This is a genomic window from Methylobacterium sp. J-118 (assembly GCF_057836565.1).
Window position 1 is genome coordinate 4871560 of sequence record NZ_JBYQFA010000001.1, and the last position, 23503, is coordinate 4895062.

Sequence of the window (23503 nt, forward strand, 5' to 3'; positions counted from 1 at the left end):
TTTTGTTTCTGTCAGGTCGCCTTGCTCTGCCTTCGCTTCGGCCCCCGGTGCTTATACCCGGCTACCAACCGTTCGATAGGTGAGCCACTTGCCGACCACGCCGCGCAGCAGATTGTCCGCGCGGTCGAGGTCGCTGACGCGGAGCTTCACGCGGTTGTTGTAGCGGAAATCGAACTCCGCGAGGTAGCGATGCAAGTGCTTCTCAGCGCAGTGCTGATAGATGCCTTTCATGCCGCGCTTGAATATCGAGAAGTAACCTTCAACGGTGTTGGTGTACACGTCGCCACGAACGTACTCACCGTGCGAGTGCTTGACGGTCAGGTGCGATCCGAAGTGAGCCGAGAGACCGACGTACAGGCGGCGCTCATCGGTCATGAAGCGGATCTCTTGGGCGATGTTGTCCTTCACGATGCCGACGACGGCCTCCTTGGTGGCCCTCTCGGGATGAAAGGACCGCACCTTGCCGCCGCGCTGAACGAGCGCCACGACGGCCCGCTTGTGTGACGGGCCGGACTTGCCGCCCTTGGTGAAGGGGAGGCCCTTGCGCTGCTCTGACGGCCGGATCGGGCCTTCCTTCTTGCCGAAGTAGGTCTCGTCAGCTTCGACGGTCTGACCCTCGCCACCGAGCGAGCCGAGGTCGCCGGAGGTCATCGCCTCGCGGATGCGGTGGGACATGAACCATGCGGTCTTGAGGGTCACGCCCAAGGTCCGGTGAAGCTGGTTGCTGCTGATGCCCTTCTTGCTTGACGCCATGAGGTACATGGCTTGAAGCCAGAGGTTCAGCGGGACGTGGCTGGCCTCGAAGATGGTCCCGACAGTGACGCGAAACTGCTTCCGGCACTGGTAGCACTTGTAGAGGCCAACGCGGGTCGCCTTGCCCTGCATCTTGGAAATGCGCTCGAAGCCGCCGCAGTGCGGGCACACCGGGCCTTCGGGCCATAGGCGGGACTCAACCCAACTATAGGCTGCTTCCTCAGTGGCGAAGTGGGCGGCGTTCAAGACAGAGGCGGACATGGCGGCAAACTCTTGATGCTGCTACCATGTCATACCCTGTGGGTTTGGCAAGTATAATACCGCCACTTCCGACCGCCGCACTTGCCGGTCGCGGCCCGCTTCCGGTCGCGGGCAACCTTCAGCTTGGTGACCAGCGACGCCTTCTCGAACTCCGCTACGACGCCGAGGATTTGGCGCACCATGATGGAGGTCGGGGTCTCCTCGACGAAGGCGCCGGGGCTGTCGGCGGCGACAAGCGTGACCCCGCGGGCCTTCAGCAGCTTGTGCCCGGTCTCCTGCACGATGAGGTCGCGGCTGAAGCGGTTCGCGGTCTCGACGATGATGGTCCGCACCCCGTTGCCGGCGATCCTGTCCAGCATGGCCGCGAAGCCGGCCGGGCGTTGACTGGGTCCGACCCACGCACGTCGGCGTCGTAGTACCAGTCGACGAGCCCGTACCTGACCCGTTTCGCGAACGCCCCGATCGCCGCCCGCTGCCTCTTCTCGGAGTCCTTGTCAGCTCCGACGTTCGTCGGGGAGGAGGTCCGGAGGTAGGCAACCGACTCGACTAAACCCTTGCGCGCCATCGTGAACTCTGCCGTACGCGTATCGCTACCCGAACGTAGTAATACGAAATGTGGTCTATAGAAGGGATTGGCCTGACCGGCAGTCTTTGAGCTGTCCTGATTGAGGGGATCAGCCTCGATTAAAGGAGTTGAATATGAAGTACGTCAGAAGCCGAGAGCAGAGCAGATCGCGCTGAAGATGCGCCGTTTATCCGATAGAAAAGTCGATTAGTTTTCCAGACAAAACGGTTTGGTTTTGGGTGGCTTAAGGCCTGTTCCGCCGAATTCAAACTATTCCCCGCAGCTTATCACGCAAAAAGCTAAACTAATCCGTAATTACCGACTATCATTACAGCCGCCTTGACCATCACAGAATATCTTACACTGAGAGTCCGGTGTATTTTTATTGGGAACACAGCATCGTCGCGTGTCTCCAGGACATACGTTCTCCATTTCCATTCGTATGCGCTCGAAACAGGTCGCCTGATTGCGGCAATTGCCGACACGCCCGGAGCGTACATCTACACTATATGCAGATGTAATTGTTACCGTCATAATAACAACTTGGAGCAGCCCAAACCGAGTTTTGCGGAGAAACGTCTGGTGCAGGTTCATGTTGCGTCCTCCAATTCACTGACGAGCTTGACTTTGAATTGATGTTGCGATGGCGCTCGCATTGACACGCGTCTGATGTTGGTTCTGAGCATCGCTTTGTAGCGCATAGGGAAACGTGTTGGGCTTCAGCAACCCAATTGTAATGACGAGATCGTTCGTATATGTATTTTGCGCAGCCAAAAGATTGCCAGTCGTTCCTGAATTGGCCGAGACTAACTTCAGGTTCGGGTTTAATGTTCCGCCAAATGCAGCAATAAAATTCAGGTCTTCAGTAAAGGTGCTATATATAGGCACTTGTGTTATATCGTAATGATATTTTGCTGCATACTTTGGCGGTATTTTATATGCAAAGTTTAAATTATTCACGCGCAAGAGCCGCATCTTATCATCGATAAATTCGCCGATCTTTAAGTCGCTGTCAATCAAGATTCCATTTTGAAACCTGGAACAATCGTGACCATTCTTATGATCATTGTAAAAGGCCAGAATGTCAGCGTTATTTTGTGTCCAAGAAATTGTCTCAGTGCGCGTCGAAGTAGCAGCGCCGGTGGCGCCTATGCCCATTGAAAACGATTGCGGAGTTACGACATTGCCTCCGTTGTTGGTCGGAAAAATCTGAATGGCGTTCCGATAAGGAGTGATAATCGATGCATTCGCGTTTGCACCCCCTTGTTGTTCGGCGGTAATCGTAAGAGTTATTGTCGTGCCGGCTTTTTCAGATACAAGCCAAGGCGACGTCCAGGAACTAGCAGAATTCACCAAGCCGTTTGCCAACTCACAATTGATATGCCTGACGAGCTCATCTTCGTATTTAGCTTGTAGTGAGCCGGTATCGCGGATCGAAGGATCGGGAGCGCCACTTCTCACCGGATTTAGATCGGGCACGAAGAGTCCACAACCTCCCAATAGATAGCACCCGACCCCAACAGATACGAATCTTGAACACCTAAGAAACATGTCAGCGCTTCCAGCGTCGCTCATGATCAGTAAATCGAGCGTTCAAGGACGAAGCAAGCCGACTCAAATACGATTTCGAGGGTGTGCTAAAATTGCGACATTCCGATTGGGGAAGTATTTATCGCTTGGAGGATAACGGCGCTGTCGCATGACAAAGCAGCTGTGACCAGAGTTGGTCGCTGCTCGTTCAGAAAGTGGCGCTCCGGTGAAAAACTGCAGCCTCAACACAGAAATTAAGAACTAACCTATGTCGATCAGCGCATAATCTGTTAGCTCCAAATTCGCTGACACCTGCCGCTGAGACAATGCGTGATAGGTTTCTTTATCATATTAGCTTAGACTTTCTTCGACCAGTCGCCTGCCAGTTCGCTGCGCGATCCATGGTTTTTCAGGAAAGTGCTGCAGCAGGTAGTCACCTCGCTCAGCGGGCGACGTGCCGGCCCCTTCACGCTGCATTCCCAGACGGTCAGGATCCGCCACCCGGCCGCCTCAAGCTCAGCAGCGCCTTCCGCTGATCACGTTGCCGGTTGCCAGAGATCTTCGCTGACTAGAACTCTTGCCGAGTACCCGGCAGCTTGAACATCGGACAGTCATGGCCGTGCCAGAAGCAGCTGTGCACGAAGATAGCCGCCCGGAAACGACGGAATACCATGTCAGGCCGGCCAGGCAGCTCGCGCGCATGAAGCCGGTAGCGCAAGCCGGTAGCGTGCAGGCTATTATTAGCTGCGCTCAAGATAGCTATAGAGGTTTTCGACCTCCGTGCGGATGTCATTCGGTGGTGTTCCGAACCATTCTCCATAGCCATCCGTAATAGTAAAAAGCCACATCAACGGCTCCGTGCCACTGAAGACAAAAAATGCTCGGTCGCGGGGCGGTCGAACAGCCTCGTCCTCTTGGTCATGCCAAGATCGTCTTGCGATAGCCGCGATGGCATAAGCTTGCGAGCTTTTTGTCGAGCGATAGCTCGGCAGTTCGTCGATGGGTCCAGACCCATTCGCTGCGTAATTGAGAACCCAATTCGGGGCCCGTCTCAGGTACGGAAGCGCCCGCACGAAAGAGAGTTGATAGAGACCATCCTGTAGGAGTTCTGAGAGGTAGAGCGGATTAGAGTAGCCTGCTGGCGGCGGCAGATGTACCGGGCCGGACTGCGCTATGGCCTGCATCGGCAGAAGGGCAAGAGTGGCGGCGGCGAGTAGTCTGCGCATGGCGGTGGGCTCCGGGATGGGTGGTGCGTTTAGAGGATCGCCGATGACGCTTCGCGACCTCGATCTCTGTTCGACCCGGGACGTCCGCGAAGGCGGCCCGCTCGCCGAGGCTAACGCTGCGATACAGGCTGCCCTGGAGAGGCCCTTCAGTTGCAGTTTAGCCCCATCTCCCGGCTTTGGAGCTTAAGCTTCCAAAACGTTCCATCGCGAGGATCTCGGCGACCGTGGCCGCGGAGCCGGCGACCTCCAGGATGGAGATCTGGTAGTCGCTCGGGTCCCGGCACTTGAGGCCGACGTTCCCGCCGTGTCCGTCCCGCGCGTAGGAAAGCCACCGTCCGTAGAAGCCATCCCCGCCAATGGCGGAGCCCACGTACTGATCGCGCGTCTTCGGGCATATCAGGAGATAGATCCCTCGCGACACACGCAGAGCCGCTATCCATCCCGCCGGCAGACCCTCCACCTTGGAGAGGGGCGAGATGAAGCGAGCGAACCCGGGGAAGTTGGGCTCACGGAAGGCCTGCTGGAACTCAAGAACGACCTTGTCTTGGTTGTCAGCCCGCTGGATCCACGACCGCTCACCGTCCCCCCAGGCGATCACGAGGCGGCCAGCGAGGTCGTTGAGGCGCTCGTCCGGGATCAGCCCGTAGACGTCGCACGAGCCTATTGGGTCGAAGCCGGCAGTGTGCGGCCATTGGCGCTCGGTCTGGTTCTCGCCGAGGTAGCTGCACCCGTAGAACCCGGCGAGTAGGGTTTCGCCGGCCGGCGTCACGACGAAAGAGGCCCACTGATCGGCTCGCAGCCTCGTCCGGTTCTTGAAGCTCTGCCCCTCCTGGTAGACCTCGAAGGCTGGCCGATCGTCGCGCCAAAGCTCGTAAGGGGTACGGCCCTTCGCGGATCGGTGATCCTGGTGCCGGAGCAGGCGGACGGTGGCGGGTTCGACGCCGGCCTGAGCGAGAAGCGAGTTGAAGCGAAGCGGCATGCTCTTCAGTGCCCCGTCGCACCCTAGAAACTAAACAGCAAAAATACATACATCATGGCAGCACATCATTTCAGCATCACCTAATGATCTTAGAATATTGAATATTCACTTCCAATCACTGTTTTTATGAGAAGACCTCGATCCAATCGAGTATTACGAGCCTCACAAGATGTCTCGGGAACAAGCAAGCAGGCGTGACAGGCAACTCCATGTAGTGGCCGGTCGTTTTGCTCGTGGTCGGGAGAATGCTCTGCGCAGACTGGATCGTTCGAGCAAAGCACTAGTCGCTCCAGCGCGCAGGCGAGGATCCGCGGAATTTGCTCAGCCATGCTGCTTAAGCCACCGAGCGTCCCCTGCCCACCCGCGGTCGAGGTGTAAATTAAGAGGCCGAACCGATCGGGTTGGCCCGTCCCGCTGGCGTAGATCCGCTCTTTTAGAGAGGACAGGGGATAGCCGCACTCCAGGGCCAGCTCAGCAAGCAACGCGTGCGAGAGCGAATGCAGCGCCCAATAGGCAATCCCGAGATGCCGGGGTGGTCGATTGAAACGACGTGCGTCGCGAGCCTCGCCCTCCCGCAGCACCTGTGCCCTGTCAGAGACCTCCGGCCGCGCCAGCCACGTCTTCAGGAAATCAGGTGAGAAGTGCAGGAAGATGCCTTCGCCGAACTGCTCAATCGCGGGCAGCCACTCCACCTCGCGTGCGAGGTCGGCGCCGTCGACAGAGAGCTGTATCTCATCGAGCTCGCTCTCGGCGGAGGTTGGCGGCGGCTCCAGGCGCGTGAAGCCGTACAGGCAGGTGACTTCTCGCAGGCGGTGCACCCGCACCACACCGCGCAGAAGGTTGCTCCATGGCGGAGTGAGCGCGAGGCGATCGCGATCGAGGGTCTCGGCAAACAGAATAGAGTTTGCTCCCTCTTGCCCGATCACCGGCTTGCCGGAGGCGAGAAGGTCGAACTCTGCGATCCGTGGATTCGCAGACGACGCAGCCTCGCCCTCCTCACCCTCCGCGAGCGCGCGCATGACGTCGTCGTCCGAGAATTCGGCGAAGGCCTCCTTGGTAGCCGGGAGAGCGCGCAGAACCGTCAGGAAGTTCGGGAGTGGTCGCAGGCTCTCGATGGTTGCGCGATGCTGCTGGATGACCTCCCGCACTCGACTGTGCTCGCTCGTGAGCGAGATAACCGTGACGGTCTGAGAAAAGTAGGTGTTCGTCGCTGAGCGCGGTAGCAGCCTGAGATCGCTATCGCAGACCTCCTCGGCGAGCCGGCGCGGCTGCAGCCAGGGGCTATGGCAGCCGCACGGACCTAGAAATTTCGGCTTGTAGAGATCCCCAAGCGAGACCGAGGCGCCGCAGGTGCAGCGCACGAAGAGGTCAGCGGGATCCGAACTCACGCCCCGCTCAACCCAGAAGAGTGGCTTGCGGCAAGAGAGGTCGCGGCCGCGGTGGGCGAGGAAGCGCCAGTCGATGTCTTGTAGGTGGCCGCGCGGACACGCAGCAACGAAGCGGATCGGGTTGACGGCACTCTTGCGGCCTCCGCCCCCGTAGGAGAGCTTGCCACTGTTGGTGACGCTCAGCTCGGAAAACTTCACCATGCGCCGTCGCTTTTCCGCGCGAGACTGCGCCCCGTCCCCTTCGGCCTCAGAGTCACCTCCGTCATCCGCGGTGAACCAGGTTGGGAAGAGTGTGACTTCAACACCCGGAGCATTCGCGTCGTGGCGGTCCTCGTCGTATGCTGGCGGTTTTCGCAGGCCCAGGAAAGTTGGGGCTAGCTTGCCGGCGAGTTGGTTGCGCAGTAGCGGCACGAGTCGTTCCTCGGGCAGCTCGACCCAGCCGACGTAACGCCAGCCCTGAAGCCCCGCGACGACGACCGCGTGCTCGGGCAGATCCAGCATGGCGCCCGGCCCGTAGGTCAGCATTAGCTGGCTGAAGCTTTGAGTGATTTCGGCCATCAGAATTCACTTGCTGAGTGGGGCGCCGTCGGGACCGCGCAGCTTCAGTAGGGCGACCGGCTCGGTGTCACGCATCGACCGCCCGGCAGCGAACCATAGGCGGTTCGGCGCCATGTTTGGCGGCGCGTCCAGCGGATCCTGTAGCAGACGCCGCACAGGCTCTTCGTTTGCGTATACGAACTGATCGCCGTTGACCGTCTGGCGGTCAGCGATCTCGGCCCACGCCGCGCTGAGCTCATCGACCCGCGCGAGGCAGCGCACGATCGCGGCCTCCTCAATCCCAGCCACCCGCATCTTCTCTTCGAAGGCGGCGCGCACCGCAGCAACGGCGTGGTCGTTGAAAGAGATGCGGTTGGCGGCCGAGCGCGGGGTGAGGTCGGGCTCGATGTGGCGGGCGGCAGCAACAAGGGTGGCGGCAAGCGCCCGGTCGAGCGAGCGCGTCGCAAATGGTGTCACGCTCGTCGCTTCTACAGCTCGGTAGAAGCTCATGTGGAAGGCCCGGAACTGTTCGTAATGGGTACGGTCGCGCGGCTTGTGCAAGTTCAGCAGCGTTACGACGAGACCGGGTTTCTCTGCCTCGCGCCCAACGCGGGAGGTTGCCTGGATGTACTCGGCGGCGGTCTTGGGTTGGCCCTGCACCACCATCAGACCGAGCCGGCCAATGTCGAGGCCGACTGAGATCATGTTGGTGGCAAGCGCGACGTCGACCGCATCCTTGGCTCGGGCTGGCTGGCCGAGCCGGGTACGCGCCTCGGACACCTTGTCGGTGCTGTAGCGCGACGTTAGCTCCTGGATTTCGCGTAGGGCACGGTCGGCAAAGGGCTGACCCGGCGGCTCCAACCGCACGCGTTGCTCCCCGTAAGTGGCCAAATGAGTGCGCACCTCGTCGTCGACGATGCGCCGGGCACCCCCAAGCTCGCGCAGCGCGTTAAAGTAGCACAGGGCGGTCAGATATGGGTCGGCCGGGTCAGGCTCTGCTCCGGAAGAGAGCGCCTTCGCCCCTGCCAGCAGGGTCTGCAGCGTGCGTAAGAAGACGAGCTTCGGCCCACGTCCCGGTGAGGCGACCCCTGCGTAGAGTCGCGATGGGCTTTCAAGGTCCGTCTTTGCAAAGAAGGAATTGTGGCGGTTGGGGCCGGGTGGTGGGAAAATCGCAGTGCGGGGGCGCCCGAACAGGCTACGGATCTGCGCCTCGGCCCGCCTCACCGTCGCGGTTGAGGCGACAATCTTTGGCCCGCGCCGGACCCCGTCGATGGTGCGTGAGGCAAGGAGGTCAAAGGCGGTCTCGTAGAGGGCCGCCACCGTGCCGAGTGGCCCTGAGATCAGGTGCAATTCGTCCTGGATAATCAGGTCAATCGGACGCAGGGCCGCGCCGATCGGCACCCCGGCGCCGGGCTCGGCAGCGCCGTAGAACCCCGTCGCATCGGCCCGGTCCACCTGGCCGAAGAAGGCGCCTGTCCGGCCCTCCCAGGGGACGTTGGCGAACTTGTCTACCGTGGCGATCATGAAGGCCGGCAGGCGCCGGTAGATCTCTTCGTCCACCACTACGACCGGCAGGCGCTGCTCGCCCGAGAAGGCGCAGTCGTCGCTCTCGCAGCGTAGGTCGAGCCGCTGGGGCGCTTGGCCGTTCGGGTGGAGGTGAAAGCAGTCAGGCGTGAGCGTGGTGCCACACCAGGGGCACGCCTTGAGGGGTGCGGGTGCGGGACCGCGCTTGGCTCGGTACTCGCGGTTCCAGTGCACGGCTGTGCCGGGCTTGACGTTCTTCCCGCTTCCAAGGGTGTTGGGCGTGGCGGCACCCCCGACCCACAGACCGATCTCTATCGGCCATACCCCAAGCCTGCCGGCCCCGCGCCGCTCCAGTTCGAGGGCGCACACCAGGCCCGCTGCCCGCTGCAGCTGATCAAGGGTAAGCAGGCGCAGGGTGTAGCGCATCACCACCGAAAGTCCGGCTCCTTCGAGCCCAGGATGGCTGAGCCGCCGCCGGGCGATCGCGAAGGCGGCGAGGCCGAGATAGGCCTCCGTCTTGCCGCCGCCGGTGGGAAAGAACAGGAGGTCGACCACCGGTCGGTCCGGGTGGGTAGGCTTAGCCAAAGCTTCGAGATTGAGGAGCACGAAGGCAAGCTGGAATAGGCGCCACATCGGCGGCCGCTGCTCGGCCGGCGGCTTCTTGTTCAGCGTCATGCCGCGCTGGCGGTTAGCGCGGGCCATCACGCGGTTGGCGATTGCAAAGGCCTCGCGGCTGACTGGATCGTCGAGGAGATGCGCGATCCCGTTCGCGATGCGGCCTCGCGCTGTCTCGATGTTCGCGAGGCACTCGCGGGCGACTTCCTGGCGGCGCAGGCCGTCGATGCCTGAGATGGAGGCCTCTTGCTGCTGCGCCCAGGTCGCATAGGCCTCCGGCAGGGCCGCGAGTGCCGCGCGGAGCGAGGCAGGGTCGCCTGCAGCCTCGGCAAGGGCCTCCATCCCCCGTGTCACTTCGGATATTTCGATGTCGGCGCCGAGCTTCTCGACCTCCTGTACAGGCAATGGGTTGGTGAAGACCCGCGTCACCCGCCCATCGGCATCCGGCTCGGCCCAGTCGCCCGAGGTGTTGTGGCCCACCGCGAAGGAGTAGACGTCCCGGTAGTGCAGATCGGCGAGGCGCTCGTCGAAATCACCCGCGGCGTAGGAGGCGCGGTCGTCTCGCGCGGCGAAGCCCTCCGCGCAGGTCAGCTCCAGCCGAGGCTGAAAACAGAAGGCGACGTCCCCGAAGCGGCGCAGAGTCTCGGTTCGGGCATTCACCAGGAAGACTGACACCGCTACGAGGTCGCGGTGCACCCCATCGATGCCGGCGGTGCGGGTCGGCCGGGCCGAGACCACAAGTTGCAGTCCGCCGCCCGGCGCTTGGGGAGCAGCGCTCTCCGGGATTGTAATCATCTGCGGCGCGCCGTCCCGGCGCACGTCGAGGCGGATCGGCAAAGACACGTCACGCGGAAGGCGCCGCCAGTGCAGTGTGCGGGGCGCGGGGGCATTAGGTGCCTCCCCCGCGGCGGCGGCGGCTTCGCGGGCAGCGGGCAGGACCACCGCGGGGTCAAGGGGCGGCTCTGTGACGTAATCGCCCCAAGTGATGCGCGCCGTGATCGCCTCGATGTTTCGCGGCAGCAGCACCGTGAGGCCGAGTGAGGAAGGCTCAAAGGAGCGGGCCGGCGGACGCTCGGTGGCGCCATCGTCTGCCGCCGCGCCTGGGCCGGGCGCCCCCTGTTCCATGCCCTCGCTACCACGCTGCGCAGCGAGCCCGAGCTCGGCCGCTTCCTCCTCAGCCGCGGCCCCCTTCACGGGCGCGGGTGCCGTCACTCCCCGACGCGGCCCAAGATATCCGGTGAGGTACCACGTTGAGGGGCTGATACCGGCCAGCACCTCGCGCGCGAGATCACTATCGCGGTCAGGATGCGGGCCGACGAGGTCGCGACGCAGGAGGTCGAGCAATCGCTCCCGAACCTGGACAGCCGAGGCTGGTTTGCCCAGCGCGGACACTCGGTCCACTGATGCCATGGCACCCCCGCTCATTTCGTCCATGCGGCGCTCCCTCTCCCGGCGGTGACACTAGCGGTCGATGGGGCCGGTGCAACCTGAAGATAACTACGTCAGATCGAACGCGTTCTGATCCTGGGCATCCTCAGCAGACTTCCGTCCGCGCGCGGGCTCGATCCCGGCTGCGACCTCTTCGGCGTAGCGCTGTGCATTAAGCGCGAGCAGGCGTGCGAGGACGAGCTCGCGCTGCTCCGCCGGCCAGAAATAGCGGCCCTGGTAGATGTGGTCGTCCTCGGTCTCGGACGTCAGGAATTCAGGCCTCAAATTGTCGGCGAGGTCGTCCCAGCCGTAGGCGCGCAGAACGGCTCGATCCATCTCATTGTGCAATTCGCGCAAGCACTCGATAGTGAGCCTTCGCTCGTCGGGGTTGTGGAAATGGTTATAAGTTTTGGTTATGCCCTCGTCGGCTTCAGCCATTATCATCGCTCGGTGAGCATGATAAGACTTTCCGATACTTTCAAGCTCCGCGAGGACCTCATACTCTCGTGGAAATGGAAAAGTCTCAAAGCAATCCGATGGTGTATAGCAGAATTGATTTCCAAGAGTTGCGCCAAAAAACATCGACCAGATCCCATGAACTCTAGACTGTAATATAGCAAAAGCTCCATAGCTAGATAAATCAAACACATTTACTTTTTGACTAAAAATGGTTTTCGTATTATAAAATTGAAAATTATGATGGGAACTAATCTGCGAATGAACTAAAATTTTGTCTTTATTCGCAATTCGACTAAATAGTTCTGAACGAGACGCCTGATAAGCCCACCACCTCTTCTTAACCGGCTTGTTATTGGCGTTATTGGGGAGGCGATCCCTTTCGGGCTTCACACGAAGACGAACGAGGCCGAGCAAAAACCTCGCGTCAATCTCATGCTCATTTTTGAATTTGCTTAGATTGATTATTTTTCGCTCAGATCGTGCAAACGGGTCGCTATTTAGTTCATCGCCTCCAATATACGGATGCACATACTGTTTCTCATCGGCATGATTGGCAACCAATAAATCGTAGTCTTCCCGTGAATTTGCCTTCTGATCATTGTCATCAAACAAAAATCCCTGTCCATAAATCATTACTCCTTTGGAGAAATAAGGATTTTTTGTCAATATAAATGGTGTTTTATCGTAAGATCCACTTAGAAGGTATGCACTAATACGATCAATTTTTTTGCCATTAAGAACTACCTGAACTGAGGGGCCCTTTGAAACATGGACTACAGAAACGATAATAGCGGCTTCTCCTGGCCATCTATGACGCCGAATAGCTCTATAAATCGTCCCACCAGTTTCGATGATCTGCTGTAAGCCGCCAACTCGAGTATCCCCCTCCGCTATGGTTTTGGTAGCGATAAGACCAAAACTGCCCTCGTTTTTAATGAACGAAAAACTTACCCTGTAGAAATACGCACTTAAATCACATTGATGCCGACAACCTTCGTATTTTCCAGAAATAAACTGAAAATAATTCGCTCCGATCTCGTTGGAAATACGCGCGCCACCTAAAAATGGTGGATTTCCAACGACTGCGTCAAAACCTGGATTATCTCCCAAGAATACTTCTGGAAATTCAATTTCCCAATGGAACGGGCGCCAATTCTGCGTCTTGCGAAATTCATCAGAGGCTCGCTGCAGTCTGCTCCAGTCAGGCTGCATATCAGATGTAAGCCAGCTCTCAACACTTATCCGCTCTGCTTCTCGTGCCCTTGCCTTATCAGCCGAGAAAAAGGCTGCGATCACCGCATCACCGACGATGCGGGCCGGCTCGACCTCGTTGTCGACGCGACGGTAGCGGGCGGTCTGGACCACAAGCGTTACGTCGTCGGCCGCGTTACGGATCGCCTCGCGCCCTTCAAGCGCCTTCGCGACGACCTTCTCGATTATGCTGCGGAAGAGCGGCAGGCCTGGCTTCGAGGCGTCCCAGTGGACTGCCTGGATCTCCTTGCGAGTGAGACCGACGAGGCTGTCGCCGCTCCTCAGGGCGTGGTCGAGGAACTGAAACTCGTGCTCCCGGGCCAGCGTCGCGAGCCAGAGTGACAAGCGCGCGAGATCCACCGCCATTGGATTGCGGTCGACGCCGTAGAGGCACTTCTGGGCCACGAGCCGCCGCGCGTGCGTAGCCTCATCCTCGTCGGCCGGGATCGGCGGCTTCTCGGTTGGGCGCATCGTCCAGGACTGCTCCAGCCGGGCGCCGAGCTGGCGGCACGCCTCGACGAGGAACGCGCCCGAGCCACAGGCCGGGTCAAGTACCTTGAGGGCGAGCACCGCTTCTGGCGGGGCTTCGGCACCAATACGTGCGAAGGCGGGTTCGAGAGCGTGGCGCACAATCGGCTCGGTGAGTGAGCGCGGGGTGTAATGCGAGCCGGAGCGGCGGCGCTCCTCGGTCGGCTGCAGGTAGGGCGTGCCGGGCGCGACGGGCACGGCGTCTGGCGAGGCGCGTTCGTCGATGGCAGAGCCGAGTGCAGCGAGGAGCGTTGCGGCGTCGCCAGCGTCTTTTACGCCCTTCTGCTGCTTCGTTGAAAGCTTTATCCCGCGCTCCTTCAGCCACTTCTGCCGCTCGGAGGGTTTCTGGGAGAGTAGGCTGTCGAGCCCGATGAAGGCCGGCAGGCGCTTCTCGTCGCGTAGCGCAATCATACGCTCCCCCGCGCGCAGAGCGGTGAAGCCCATAACGGTCTCGTAGACCGAGCCGATGCTTTCGACGTCGAGCGCCCGATAGGAAAGCCGCTCACGGATGCGCTCGCCCGCTAAGCTACGGCCCTCCACCGTCATCAGTCCGTGCAGGATGCGCAGCACGGTGCCGTCGGAGACCGGCAGCACCCGCGCTTGGCACCGTGGCTCCCCCGCTGTGCGGCCCTCCAGGAACAGGAAGGCGTCGGGGTCGAACAGCTTGCCGCCGCGCCCCGTCACCCAGCCTGGATACCCACCATGGACGAGGCGGAACACCGCGAGAAGCTGGCCCCAGCCACCGTGGCGCTGGTCCATCGTGTCCGGGTTGAGCGCCTCGTCGGCTTGAAGCCGCGCGTAGAGGGTGCGCACTGAGTAGCCGCTCTCCCAAAGTTGCCGCAGCCGCGGCTCGTCCGACGAGGGCAGTAGGTCGCGGTCCTCCGCATAGAGCAGAAAGACGAGCCGCATCAGACAGGAGAGCAGGCCTTCATATAGGTGGTGCGGTTCGCGCCCAGCCAGCGACTCGATCCCCTCCGGATCAGCCCGGTGCAGGCCGCGTAGCAGCTCGTAGAGGGCGCCCAGCACCTGCCCGGAGAGCTTCTCCGAGACCCTGTCCTGCGCTTCGCGGGAGGCTTGGAGGAGCGCACGAAGCCGCGTTTCTGGTGCGCCGGTGAAGAAGGCCCTGCGCCCGAGGCAAAGCTTCAGCCCTGCAAGCATTGGGCGGCCCTCAACGCGCCCGAGCGCCGCGAGTGGGAAGCTAAGCCAGCCCGCGGTCTCACCGCGTGGGGCGTAGATCAACCGCAACGTGTTGCGAGCGACGAGCACGCCGACGCCGACGCCAGTTTCGCGCACCAGCCGCTCTAGTCGCGCGTGTGGGCTCGCCTCCCACTCTCCGGCGCCGAACTGGTTGCGGCCGTCCGGATCGAGCTCCGGGTGGAGCGCCACCAGCGCTTGCGCTGGCACCCCCTCTTCACCTGGACCGTTCCAGAGCAGCGCCATGTCGGGTGTGAGCAGTGTGGTGTGCTCGGGTACCGTTCGGGCAAGGTCACGGTCGAGGGCCGGACCGCCCGGCGCGGCTGCAACCCGCGATGCGGGCCAGTCCAGCACTGTCTCGAAGAAGCGCCAGGGATCACCAAGCACGAAGTGCTGGTCCTCTGCGCGCTCGGCCGCTGTGGGCAGCCCGAGCGCATGTGCGGCCTCCGCGGTCTCAAACGCCGTCTGGCGGACGGGCGATAGCTCGCGCTCGCGTAGCACGTTCGCGCCGACGACGAGCCCCTCCGGCTGGAGATAATTGAGCCATTCCGCGGTTTCGTCCGGGCGTGCATGGTCGATCATTGGCGTCCTTTCCGCGCCGCTCAGTTCGTCGCGGGCCAGAGATAGACAAGGCTGAGGGGTTCGAGCTGGCGAGCTTGCACGGCGTAACCCTCCCGCACGGCTCGGGGCTCGGCGTCGAGGTCGGTCTGCAGCCGCAAAAGCTTGCCGTCCCAGGAGCGTCGGTCGGCTTCAAACTGACGCAGCTCTCTGTCGCGCTGCTGGCGGTCTTCCGCGGAGGCGAGGTCGAGCTCGAACTGGGTCGGGGCTTCGGCGTCGCGCATCGCCTCGCCCACCTTCTCGATCTGCCGACGCAGCAGCCCGGCCAGCGCGTCGGCCTCCCGCTGTCCATTCTCGGCGAGGTCGGCTACCGCCGCCGCTTCGGCCGCTTCTGCACGGGCTTCGAGGTGCGGGCGCAGGTCTGCGATGTCAGCCGCGACGCTCGCACGCAGCCGCGCTAGCACGCCCTCGCCGGGCGAGATCCCGCGGCGCAGAGCCTCGTCAAGTTCGGCAATCGTGGTCGCCTCACCCGTCTCGGCGTAGGGGACCAGCGGCTCGGCCTCGCGCCGGACGTCGCGCCATTGCGCGGTGACGGGAATGATCTCCTCGTGCAGCCGGCGTGCGCCCGGCCCAAATAGCGACAGGCGACCGATCAGCACCACACGCATACGAGGGTCGCGCGCGACCATTGCGGTGACACGCCCAACCGAGGCGCGGAAACCCTGGCTCGCGAAGCGCGAGATTAATCGCCGCACAAGCCGGTGCTCCAAGTGGAGCTGCACCACATCCTGTGGTTCGGGCTCGCCCTCCGCCACGAGCGGCGGCTCGAACACGAGGCCGCGCACGGGGGTCTCGCGGCGCCAGCGCGCTCGGTCCTTTGGGCGGGCGGGCCGGCCAGGACGCAATTCGTCGAAGAGAGACGCCCAACTTGAGTCCTTGGCGAAGACTGGGTCCTCGGGGTCGAGCCGGGCTGCTTCGCTCACGCTGAACCCACCGGGCCGCAACGCCGCCCCGTCCTGTGCCAGAGCGATTTCGACCACGCGGCGGACGTCCGCGCCCGCCACGCCGACGCGCCTCTTCGCCCGCTCAAGGGCGGCGTGGAGGCGCTCCTGCTCCTCCTTCAGCCGTGCGATCCGGCGCTCCTGCGCCTCGCCAAGTTCCCGCTCGGCAAGAGCCGTACGGCGAGAAGTCTCGCCCTCGATCTCTCGCGCTAGCCGAGCCGCCTCGCCGCGCTGGATGCCGCCGCGCGCCAGCCGTCCCTCAATGCTCAGGCGCAGTACCTCGCCCGAGGCGCCGAGTTCGCGTCGGATCGTCTCGGCCTTGCGCACCAGTGCGTCGAGGACCCGGTCCTCCTCCCGCTGATCGTAGATGAAGTAGCGGCAGCTCACACTCTGGGCAGGCTGCAGCTTGCGGTCGATGCGGCCGTTGCGCTGTTCGAGGCGCGACGGGTTCCAGGGTAGGTCGACATGGATGAGGTCGCGGCAGCGCGCCTGCAGATTGAGCCCTTCGCGTGCCGCATCGGTGCAGACGAGGATACGCACCGGCTCCTTCACGAATGGCGCGTTGAAGGCAATCTTGATGCGATCGCGCTCCTCTAGGCTGGTCTGGCCGGTGAAGACTAGGATGCGTCCGTCGAGATCGACCGCGCCCCGGCTGCGCTGGAGCAGGCCCTCCTTCAGGCGCTCAACAAGCCAGCGCCGAGTATCGTCCCACTCGGTGAAGAGGATCAGACGGCGGTCGCGCCAGTGCTGGCGCTCATCGAGCATCTCAGCCTCGATCCAGTCGAGGAGCTTGGCGATACGCGCGTCCGGTAGGTCACGGACCGCCCGAGTGACCGCGAGCATGCGGTCCACATGGGCAATGGCTGCATCTATGTCGCCGATCTCGGCCCGCGCGGCTTCGGTCGCGGCGCCGAGGAGGTCATCGTCATCCGCAGTCTCGGACGATCCTGCGGCTTCCTCTCCGCGTCGGCGTAGCAGCGTGCGGCGGTGGGTGGCGAGCGTGCGGTCGAAGGCTGCGATTGAGGAGAACAGCCGCTGTTGCAGATTGGCGAACAGGAAGCGAGCACGAGCCCCACCTGCCGCCGAGGCGCGATATTCCTCCAGCATCGCTGCGAGGCGTAGCTCGGGGGCGTCTGGCGGCAGGTCCGCGATCCGGATCGGGTCGACCTTGCGCTCTGGAAAGGGTTGGCCCAGCTGCCGCAGGTCTTCCTTCAGGCGCCGCACCATCACGGGCGCGAGGTCCGCAGGCTCGACCTCGATACCGCGGTGGAAGCGTTGTGGGTCGAGGATCTCTAAGAGAGTGGCAAAGGAATTCGAATGCCCGTTATGGGGCGTGGCCGAGAGGAACAGCCGATGTTCGAAGCGGCGCGCGACCTCACGCACCGCCCGCGTCATCTGGCTCTCGACCGCCCACGCCGCGCCTGCGGAGGGGGCGGCGTGGTGGGCCTCGTCGAGGATGAACATTGAGCGCCCGCGGAATTCGCCCAGAAGATCGCGTAGGCCTCCCATATAGACATCGTCAAACAGCACGCTGTGCGAGACGATGAAGCGCGAGCCGATACTCCAAGGATTGGCTGCAAAGCCGCGGCTGCGACGAGTCTCGATCAAGTGCTCGCGGTCGACAATGGTGAAGTCGAGCCCAAATTTTTGCGCCAACTCGTCCTGCCACTGCAGCAGCATCGAGGCAGGTGCGGCCACGACCACAACGTCGATCCGACGTCGTAGCAGCAGTTCGCGCACGATCAGCCCGGCCTCAACGGTCTTGCCGAGGCCGACGTCGTCCGCGATGAGCAAGTTCACACGCGGCAGTTCGAGCGCTTTGGCGAGCGGCAGGAGCTGGTAGGCGTCGAGCCGGATGCCAGCGCGGAACGGGGCTTGAAATAGCTTGCGATCAGCCGCCGATGCCGTGCGCCATTCGGTGGCACGCAGGAAAGCGCCAAGTCGGTCGGGTCCTTCGAAAGAAGTGCGCAGAAGGGGCGACCAGTCCTGCGGGTCGATGACCTCGACGTTGATTTCCGGCGAGAGTGTCAGGCGTAGCGTCTCTCCCTGAGAGTCATCATCGACTGAGACGAGATCAACTAGTGGCACGCCGCTCGCAGCCCCCACGCCCTCAACGAGCCAGGTCTTTGCTCTTGCTCTAATGAAAGAGCCAAGCAACCTCTCGCCGTTACCTAAAATAGCGTCGGAATTTTCTAAGCTCATGATACGCTTTCGAAACCACGTACTGTCAAATATTTGACTGCTATATTCTTAAAATGATGTATATGACTCCCTTCATCGGCAGAGCTTCGACCCTTCTGTACTCGTAGGTAGCGGCAATTTCGCTGTCAAGCTTGTCACGAGGCGGCCATGTAGCTTCATTCAAACCGCCGTTGCGCAGGCGTTTTGCCGATGGACTGGCATTCTGAACATGTACGCGGCCCCATCGCCGGACCGGTCTGGGCCAAGTCACCTCAATCCTGATCCTCGGCCCGTCCTTGCTGGGAACCGGTGAACCAAACCACTCGGTTCATGCTGAAAACGAGGTTGCCAGCCCGATCTTCGCGTCAGACCAGATCAAGCCTATGGCGGGCACGGCAAACCCCGTCGGCCGCTTCTGGCAGGCGAAGACGTGCTCGACGGCAGCGCGAACCTTCGGCTCTCGGGGTTGCGCTCAGGCGATATGACTTTGCATCGGCTTCTTGCATTGGGATGAGCGGAACGAAGCCGTTGCCCGCAGGTACGCCTAGTTCTGATTTGAGCAGTAGGCGGTGTCAGCCCAAACGCCACAAGCGGTGTTGGCTTTCGAAAGCAGACGGGCAGCTACGCCCCTCGTGGCAAGCCGCGGGGTAGTGACATAGGTCCGGATCAAGCTCAGGCGCATATCGGGCAACGCCGCATATTAGACCGAAATTAGTTCGGCCGTGCCACAGCGCAAACGCCGCACCGCTAACTTGTTGTACTGCAATAAAAACCCTGGCGCGCCCTACGGGAATCGAACCCGTGTTTTCGCCGTGAAAGGGCGACGTCCTGGACCGCTAGACGAAGGGCGCTTTGGCGGGACCGGGGTTCTATAGTCGGAGGCGGCGCGCCCGGCAACCGCTGAAGCGCCACACCGCCTGGGTTTGACCGGAGGCCGGCTTGGGGCGATGGAGGGGCATGCAGCCTCCCCCTCGCATGACCCTCGTCCTCGGCGGGGCGCGGTCCGGCAAGAGCGCCTACGCGGAGGGGCTGATCGAGGCCTGTCCCGGCCCGTGGCTCTACCTCGCCACCGCCCAGGCCTTCGACGACGAGATGGTCGCGCGCATCGCCCAGCACCGCGCGCGCCGCGCCGGGGCGTGGCGCACCCGCGACGTGCCCCTGGCCCTGCCGGAGGCGGTGGCCGGGGCCACGGGGCCTGTCCTGGTCGATTGCCTCACGCTCTGGCTCACCAACCTGATCCTGGCGGAGGCCGACGTGGCGGAGGCCGTGGAGCGGCTGCTCGCCGCCTGCGCCGGCGCGCCGGGACCGCTGGTGCTGGTCGGCAACGAGGTCGGGCTCGGGATCGTGCCCGACAACGCCCTGGCCCGCCGCTTCCGCGACGAGGCCGGGCGCCTGCACCAGCGGCTCGCCGCCCGGGCCGACCGGGTCGTGTTCACCGTCGCCGGGCTGCCCCTCATCGTGAAGCCAGGAGCCCCCGCATGAGCGACGACGCGACCCGCCACCGCGCCAAGATGGAGAAGCGCAAGGCCGTCCAGGACGCCGAGGTGGCGGCCAAGACCGTCGAGAAGGGCCTGCTCCTGGTCCATACCGGCCCCGGCAAGGGCAAGAGCACCGCCGCCCTCGGGCTGATGCTGCGGGCGCTCGGCCGCGGCTGGCGGGTCGGCATGGTGCAGTTCATCAAGGGCGGCTGGGACACCGGCGAGCGCCACGCGGTGGCGGCCTTCGGCGACCGGGTCGCCTGGCATACCCTCGGGGAGGGGTTCACCTGGGAGACCCAGGACAAGGCCCGGGACATCGCCGCCTGCCGCCACGCCTGGGACGTCGCCGCGGGGCTGATGGCCGATCCCACGATCCGCCTGCTCGTCCTCGACGAGCTCAACATCGCGCTCCGCTACGACTACCTCGACCTCGACGCGGTGCTGGCCGCCCTCACGGACCGCCGGCCGGACCTGCACGTGGTCGTCACCGGCCGCAACGCCAAGCCGGCCCTGATCGAGGCCGCCGACCTCGTCACCGAGATGGGCAGCGTCAAGCACCATTTCTCGGCCGGCGTGAAGGCGCAGGAGGGGATCGAGTTCTGAACCTATCGCGGAAAAAAGCCCTGATGATCCAGGGCACCGGCTCCGATGTCGGCAAGTCGCTGATCGTGGCGGGGCTGGCGCGCGCCTTCACCGACCGGGGGCTGCGGGTCCGGCCGTTCAAGCCGCAGAACATGTCGAACAACGCCGCCGTCACCGCCGATGGCGGCGAGATCGGCCGGGCGCAGGCGCTCCAGGCCCGGGCCGCCCGGGTGGCGCCCTCCGTCCACATGAACCCGGTCCTGCTCAAGCCCCAGAGCGAGGTCGGGTCCCAGGTGGTGGTGCAGGGCCGGATGGTCGCCACCGTGAAGGCCCGCGACTACCAGGCCTGGAAGCCGAAGCTCATGCCGGCCGTCCTGGAGAGCTTTTCCCGGCTCGCCGCGGAGGCCGATCTGGTCCTGGTCGAGGGCGCGGGCTCGGCCTCCGAGGTGAACCTGCGCGCGGGCGACATCGCCAATATGGGCTTCGCCCGGGCCACCGACACGCCGGTGGTGCTGGTCGGCGACATCGATCGGGGCGGGGTGATCGCCAGCCTCGTCGGCACCAAGGCGGTGATCGCGCCGGAGGACGCCGCGCTGATCGCCGGCTTCATCGTCAACCGGTTCCGCGGCGACCCGAGCCTGTTTTCCGACGGGATGCGGCTGATCGCCGAGCGGACCGGCTGGGCGGCGCTCGGCCTCGTGCCCCACTTCCCCGCGGCCGCCCGCCTGCCGGCCGAGGACGTGCTCGGCCTGGCCGGCTCGGGCCCGCGCGAGGCGGGGGCCGTCACGGTGGCGGTGCCGGTCCTGCCGCGGATCGCCAATTTCGACGATCTCGACCCGCTGCGGGCCGAACCCGGCGTGTCGGTGGTGCTGGTCCAGCCCGGCACGCCGATCCCCGCGGAGGCCGCCCTGGTGCTGCTGCCGGGCTCCAAGACCACGATCGACGATCTCGACCGGTTCCGCGCCGAGGGCTGGGACATCGACCTGCGCGCCCATGTCCGCCGGGGCGGACGGGTGCTCGGCCTGTGCGGCGGCTACCAGATGCTCGGGCGCACCCTCGCCGACCCGCACGGGATCGAGGGGGCGCCCCGCACGGTGCCGGGCCTCGGGCTCCTCGACATCGACACCGTGATGACCCCCGAGAAGCGCCTCGCCGCGGTCACCGGCACGAGCCTGCCCGACGGCGTGCCGTTCTCCGGCTACGAGATGCATATCGGCGCGACGGCGGGCCCCGACGCGGCCCGGCCGCTGCTGCTTCTGGCCGACGGGCGCCTGGACGGGGCGGTCTCGGCGGACGGGCGCGTGGCCGGGACCTACGTCCACGGCCTGTTCGCGCAGGATGCCCAGCGGGCGGCTTGGCTCGGGCGCCTCGGGGCCGCATCCGACGGCGCGGGCTACGAGGCGGGCGTCGAGGCGGCGCTGGACGGGCTCGCGCGGCACATCGCGGCCCATGTCGATTGCGACCGGCTCCTGGCCCTCGCCCGGTAGACGCGGCCCCGGCTCCGAGACGCGCGCAAGCAGAGGCCGGCCCGGCCCACCGTGGCCGCGCGTCAAAACCCTGCCCCTCCTGAAGAACCGAAGCAGACGGCGAGTTGGCTTGCCGGCGCGAGTCTGCTTAGGACTGTGGCAGGCCTTCGCGACGAAGGGCCGCAGCGAGTTGAGGAACGCCGCATGTCCATCCAAGCGCCCGCGGATGCAGATCTCGCCGCGCGCACCGTCCGTACGGTGACCCTGCGGCTGATGCCGCTCCTCGGTCTGCTCTACCTGATCGCCTATATCGATCGGCAGAACGTCTCCTACGCCAAGCTGGAGATGGTCGGCAGCCTCGGCCTCAGCGAGACCGCCTACGGCCTCGGGGCCTCGCTGTTCTTCCTCGGCTACTTCCTGTTCGAGGTGCCGGCCAACGTGTTCATGGAGCGGGTCGGGGCGCGGATCTGGTTCGCCCGGATCATGATCACCTGGGGCCTCGTCACGGTGCTGCTCGGCTTCACCCGGGGCACGGCGATGTTCTACGTGCTGCGCTTCCTGCTCGGCGTCGCCGAGGCCGGCTTCTTCCCGGGCGTGCTTTTCGCCCTCACCCTGTGGTTCCCGCAGGGGCACCGGGCCCGGATGATCGGCTGGTTCATGATCGCCAGCGCGGTGGCCAACGCGGTCGGCGCGGCGGTCGGCGGCGCGCTCCTCGGCCTGAACGGCGTGCTCGGCCTCGCGGGCTGGCAATGGGTGTTCCTGGCCACCGGAGTGCCGGCGATCCTGATGGCCGTGATCGTCCTGCTCGTCCTGCCCGACGGGCCCGAGACCGCGCCCTGGCTGTCGCAGGCCCAGCGCGACTGGCTCGCCCGGACCCTCCAGGCGGAGCGCGCGGGCGGGGGCCATGTCGATCACGGCAACCCGTTCGCGGCGCTCCTCGACCGGCGGGTGCTGATGCTGGCCGGCGTTTACATCTGCCTGCCGCTGGCCGCCTACGGGCTGGGCTACTGGCTGCCGACCGTGGTCAAGGGCTTCGGCGTCTCGAACCTGACCAACGGCTTCCTCAACATCATCCCCTGGATGGCCACGGCGGTGGCCCTGTGGTGGGTCCCGCGCCACGCCGCCCGCACCGGCGCGCAGGGCGACGCCCTGACCTGGCACGTGGTCGGGCCGGCTTTGGTCGGCGCGGCCGGGCTGGCGCTCAGCGTCGTCCTGCCGGGGGACGCGGTGAAGTTCGCCTGCCTGTGCGTGGCGGCGGCCGGGACCTTCTCGGCGCAGCCGGTCTTCTGGTCGATGCCCGGGACCTTCCTGCGCGGCGCCTCGGCGGCGGCGGGGATCGCGGCGATCAACTCGGTGGGCAATCTCGGCGGCTTCGTGGCGCAGAACGCGGTGCCGTTCATCCGCGACCAGACCCGCAGCGACCTCGTGCCGATGCTGTTCCTGTCGGCCTGCCTCGCCGTGGGGGCCGGCCTGATGTTCGTGGTGCTCTCCGCCCTGCGCCGGGACGCGGAGCGGCGGGGCGTGCCGGCCGCGACGCGGGCGGCCTGAACACCCGACGGCTTGGTGCGTTATGCTTCCTCAAGCCGGCTCGACCGGCAGGATGATGCGACCCCGCGCGCCCGCGGGGTGCCATCGAGGAGGAAACCGCGATGAGTCAGGGATTTCCGCTTATGATTCTCGCCTTCGGAACGCTCGGTGGCATCTGGTTCCTGGCCGCCGCGGCCCGGAAGCAGGTCGCCGACGCCAAGGGCAGCCCGGAGCGCTCCAACGTGATCCAGCATCACGGCGGCGCGCCGCGACCCAACATGCCGGGCACCGAGCACTGAGCGCGTCGTCGACCCTGGTCGAGGCAGGGCCGCTTCGATAAGCGAAGGTCTCAGGTTCGAAAGATCCGGGATCCAGCCCTTTCGAGGTGTACGGGCTGGATGCGGGAATCACGATCCACGGCTGTGACATCGTGAAGAAGCCGCGTGTTTCCCCTTCCCGTGTGGGCTTGCGG

At 64.0% G+C, this 23503-nt stretch carries 15 protein-coding genes and 1 tRNA gene; 5 read left to right on the forward strand and 11 right to left on the reverse strand.

The window, feature by feature from the left end; translation table 11 throughout:
- Window positions 1–51 precede the first annotated feature (51 nt).
- The 11 genes from AC3IF3_RS23900 to AC3IF3_RS23950 all read right to left on the reverse strand — a co-directional run bounded on the left by AC3IF3_RS23900 (window position 52) and on the right by AC3IF3_RS23950 (window position 18829).
- Complete coding sequence (locus AC3IF3_RS23900) at window positions 52–1014, reverse strand: IS1595 family transposase (protein ID WP_489230542.1); 963 nt, start codon at window positions 1012–1014, stop codon at window positions 52–54.
- Between the two features lie 29 nt (window positions 1015–1043).
- Window positions 1044–1373, reverse strand: coding sequence for a recombinase family protein (locus AC3IF3_RS23905; protein ID WP_489230543.1), 330 nt, complete (start codon window positions 1371–1373; stop codon window positions 1044–1046).
- An 815-nt stretch (window positions 1374–2188) separates the two neighbouring features.
- On the reverse strand, window positions 2189–3058 hold the full coding sequence (locus AC3IF3_RS23910; protein ID WP_489230545.1) for a hypothetical protein: 870 nt from the start codon (window positions 3056–3058) through the stop codon (window positions 2189–2191).
- A 619-nt stretch (window positions 3059–3677) separates the two neighbouring features.
- Window positions 3678–3935 carry a hypothetical protein gene (locus AC3IF3_RS23915; RefSeq protein WP_489230546.1) on the reverse strand — a complete coding sequence of 86 codons (258 nt, stop codon included), beginning with the start codon at window positions 3933–3935 and terminating at the stop codon, window positions 3678–3680.
- Window positions 3850–4335, reverse strand: coding sequence for a hypothetical protein (locus AC3IF3_RS23920; RefSeq protein ID WP_489231389.1), 486 nt, complete (start codon window positions 4333–4335; stop codon window positions 3850–3852). The genes AC3IF3_RS23915 and AC3IF3_RS23920 overlap by 86 nt, the downstream gene beginning before the upstream one ends.
- A 157-nt stretch (window positions 4336–4492) precedes the next feature.
- Complete coding sequence (locus AC3IF3_RS23925; protein ID WP_489230548.1) at window positions 4493–5314, reverse strand: GIY-YIG nuclease family protein; 822 nt, start codon at window positions 5312–5314, stop codon at window positions 4493–4495.
- A gap of 89 nt (window positions 5315–5403) precedes the next feature.
- Entirely contained in the window at window positions 5404–7260 is a 1857-nt protein-coding gene (gene drmB, locus AC3IF3_RS23930) for a DrmB family protein (protein ID WP_489230549.1), read from the reverse strand.
- Window positions 7261–7266: 6 nt separating this feature from the next.
- Window positions 7267–10812 carry a DISARM system helicase DrmA gene (drmA, locus tag AC3IF3_RS23935; protein WP_489230550.1) on the reverse strand — a complete coding sequence of 1182 codons (3546 nt, stop codon included), beginning with the start codon at window positions 10810–10812 and terminating at the stop codon, window positions 7267–7269.
- A 63-nt stretch (window positions 10813–10875) separates the two neighbouring features.
- Window positions 10876–14820 (reverse strand): Eco57I restriction-modification methylase domain-containing protein, encoded by a 3945-nt coding sequence (locus tag AC3IF3_RS23940; protein WP_489230551.1) that lies wholly within the window; start codon window positions 14818–14820, stop codon window positions 10876–10878.
- Between the two features lie 20 nt (window positions 14821–14840).
- Window positions 14841–17999, reverse strand: coding sequence for a DISARM system SNF2-like helicase DrmD (drmD, locus tag AC3IF3_RS23945; RefSeq protein WP_489230552.1), 3159 nt, complete (start codon window positions 17997–17999; stop codon window positions 14841–14843).
- A 754-nt stretch (window positions 18000–18753) separates the two neighbouring features.
- A tRNA-Glu gene (locus AC3IF3_RS23950) sits at window positions 18754–18829 on the reverse strand.
- A gap of 124 nt (window positions 18830–18953) precedes the next feature.
- On the opposite strand from AC3IF3_RS23950, the gene cobU reads away from it, so the two are divergent.
- The 5 genes from cobU (at window position 18954) to AC3IF3_RS23975 (ending at window position 23330) form a co-directional block, all read left to right on the forward strand.
- Window positions 18954–19460, forward strand: a complete 507-nt coding sequence (cobU, locus tag AC3IF3_RS23955) for a bifunctional adenosylcobinamide kinase/adenosylcobinamide-phosphate guanylyltransferase (protein ID WP_489231359.1) — start codon at window positions 18954–18956, stop codon at window positions 19458–19460.
- A complete protein-coding gene (cobO, locus tag AC3IF3_RS23960; RefSeq protein WP_489218538.1) occupies window positions 19457–20059 on the forward strand; it encodes a cob(I)yrinic acid a,c-diamide adenosyltransferase in 603 nt (200 codons plus the stop codon). Before cobU ends, cobO begins: the two co-directional genes overlap by 4 nt.
- 23 nt (window positions 20060–20082) lie before the next feature.
- On the forward strand, window positions 20083–21525 hold the full coding sequence (locus tag AC3IF3_RS23965; RefSeq protein ID WP_489230553.1) for a cobyric acid synthase: 1443 nt from the start codon (window positions 20083–20085) through the stop codon (window positions 21523–21525).
- A 183-nt stretch (window positions 21526–21708) separates the two neighbouring features.
- Window positions 21709–23052 carry an MFS transporter gene (locus AC3IF3_RS23970; RefSeq protein ID WP_489230554.1) on the forward strand — a complete coding sequence of 448 codons (1344 nt, stop codon included), beginning with the start codon at window positions 21709–21711 and terminating at the stop codon, window positions 23050–23052.
- Window positions 23053–23174: 122 nt separating this feature from the next.
- Window positions 23175–23330: a hypothetical protein gene (locus tag AC3IF3_RS23975; RefSeq protein WP_243966235.1), complete on the forward strand. Its 156-nt coding sequence runs from the start codon at window positions 23175–23177 to the stop codon at window positions 23328–23330.
- Window positions 23331–23503: the final 173 nt, after the last annotated feature.

Excerpts from the sequence above, each read along its gene's own strand:
- AC3IF3_RS23940 (WP_489230551.1), bottom strand. The coding sequence starts at position 14,820 with ATGATCGACCATGCACGCCCGGACGAAACCGCGGAATGGCTCAATTAT.
- drmD (WP_489230552.1), bottom strand. The coding sequence starts at position 17,999 with ATGAGCTTAGAAAATTCCGACGCTATTTTAGGTAACGGCGAGAGGTTG.
- AC3IF3_RS23975 (WP_243966235.1), top strand. The coding sequence starts at position 23,175 with ATGATTCTCGCCTTCGGAACGCTCGGTGGCATCTGGTTCCTGGCCGCC.
- AC3IF3_RS23900 (WP_489230542.1), bottom strand. The coding sequence starts at position 1,014 with ATGTCCGCCTCTGTCTTGAACGCCGCCCACTTCGCCACTGAGGAAGCA.
- AC3IF3_RS23915 (WP_489230546.1), bottom strand. The coding sequence starts at position 3,935 with ATGGCTATGGAGAATGGTTCGGAACACCACCGAATGACATCCGCACGG.
- cobO (WP_489218538.1), top strand. The coding sequence starts at position 19,457 with ATGAGCGACGACGCGACCCGCCACCGCGCCAAGATGGAGAAGCGCAAG.
- AC3IF3_RS23905 (WP_489230543.1), bottom strand. The coding sequence starts at position 1,373 with ATGCTGGACAGGATCGCCGGCAACGGGGTGCGGACCATCATCGTCGAG.
- cobU (WP_489231359.1), top strand. The coding sequence starts at position 18,954 with ATGACCCTCGTCCTCGGCGGGGCGCGGTCCGGCAAGAGCGCCTACGCG.
- drmA (WP_489230550.1), bottom strand. The coding sequence starts at position 10,812 with ATGGACGAAATGAGCGGGGGTGCCATGGCATCAGTGGACCGAGTGTCC.
- AC3IF3_RS23970 (WP_489230554.1), top strand. The coding sequence starts at position 21,709 with ATGTCCATCCAAGCGCCCGCGGATGCAGATCTCGCCGCGCGCACCGTC.
- AC3IF3_RS23965 (WP_489230553.1), top strand. The coding sequence starts at position 20,083 with ATGATCCAGGGCACCGGCTCCGATGTCGGCAAGTCGCTGATCGTGGCG.
- AC3IF3_RS23920 (WP_489231389.1), bottom strand. The coding sequence starts at position 4,335 with ATGCGCAGACTACTCGCCGCCGCCACTCTTGCCCTTCTGCCGATGCAG.
- drmB (WP_489230549.1), bottom strand. The coding sequence starts at position 7,260 with ATGGCCGAAATCACTCAAAGCTTCAGCCAGCTAATGCTGACCTACGGG.
- AC3IF3_RS23925 (WP_489230548.1), bottom strand. The coding sequence starts at position 5,314 with ATGCCGCTTCGCTTCAACTCGCTTCTCGCTCAGGCCGGCGTCGAACCC.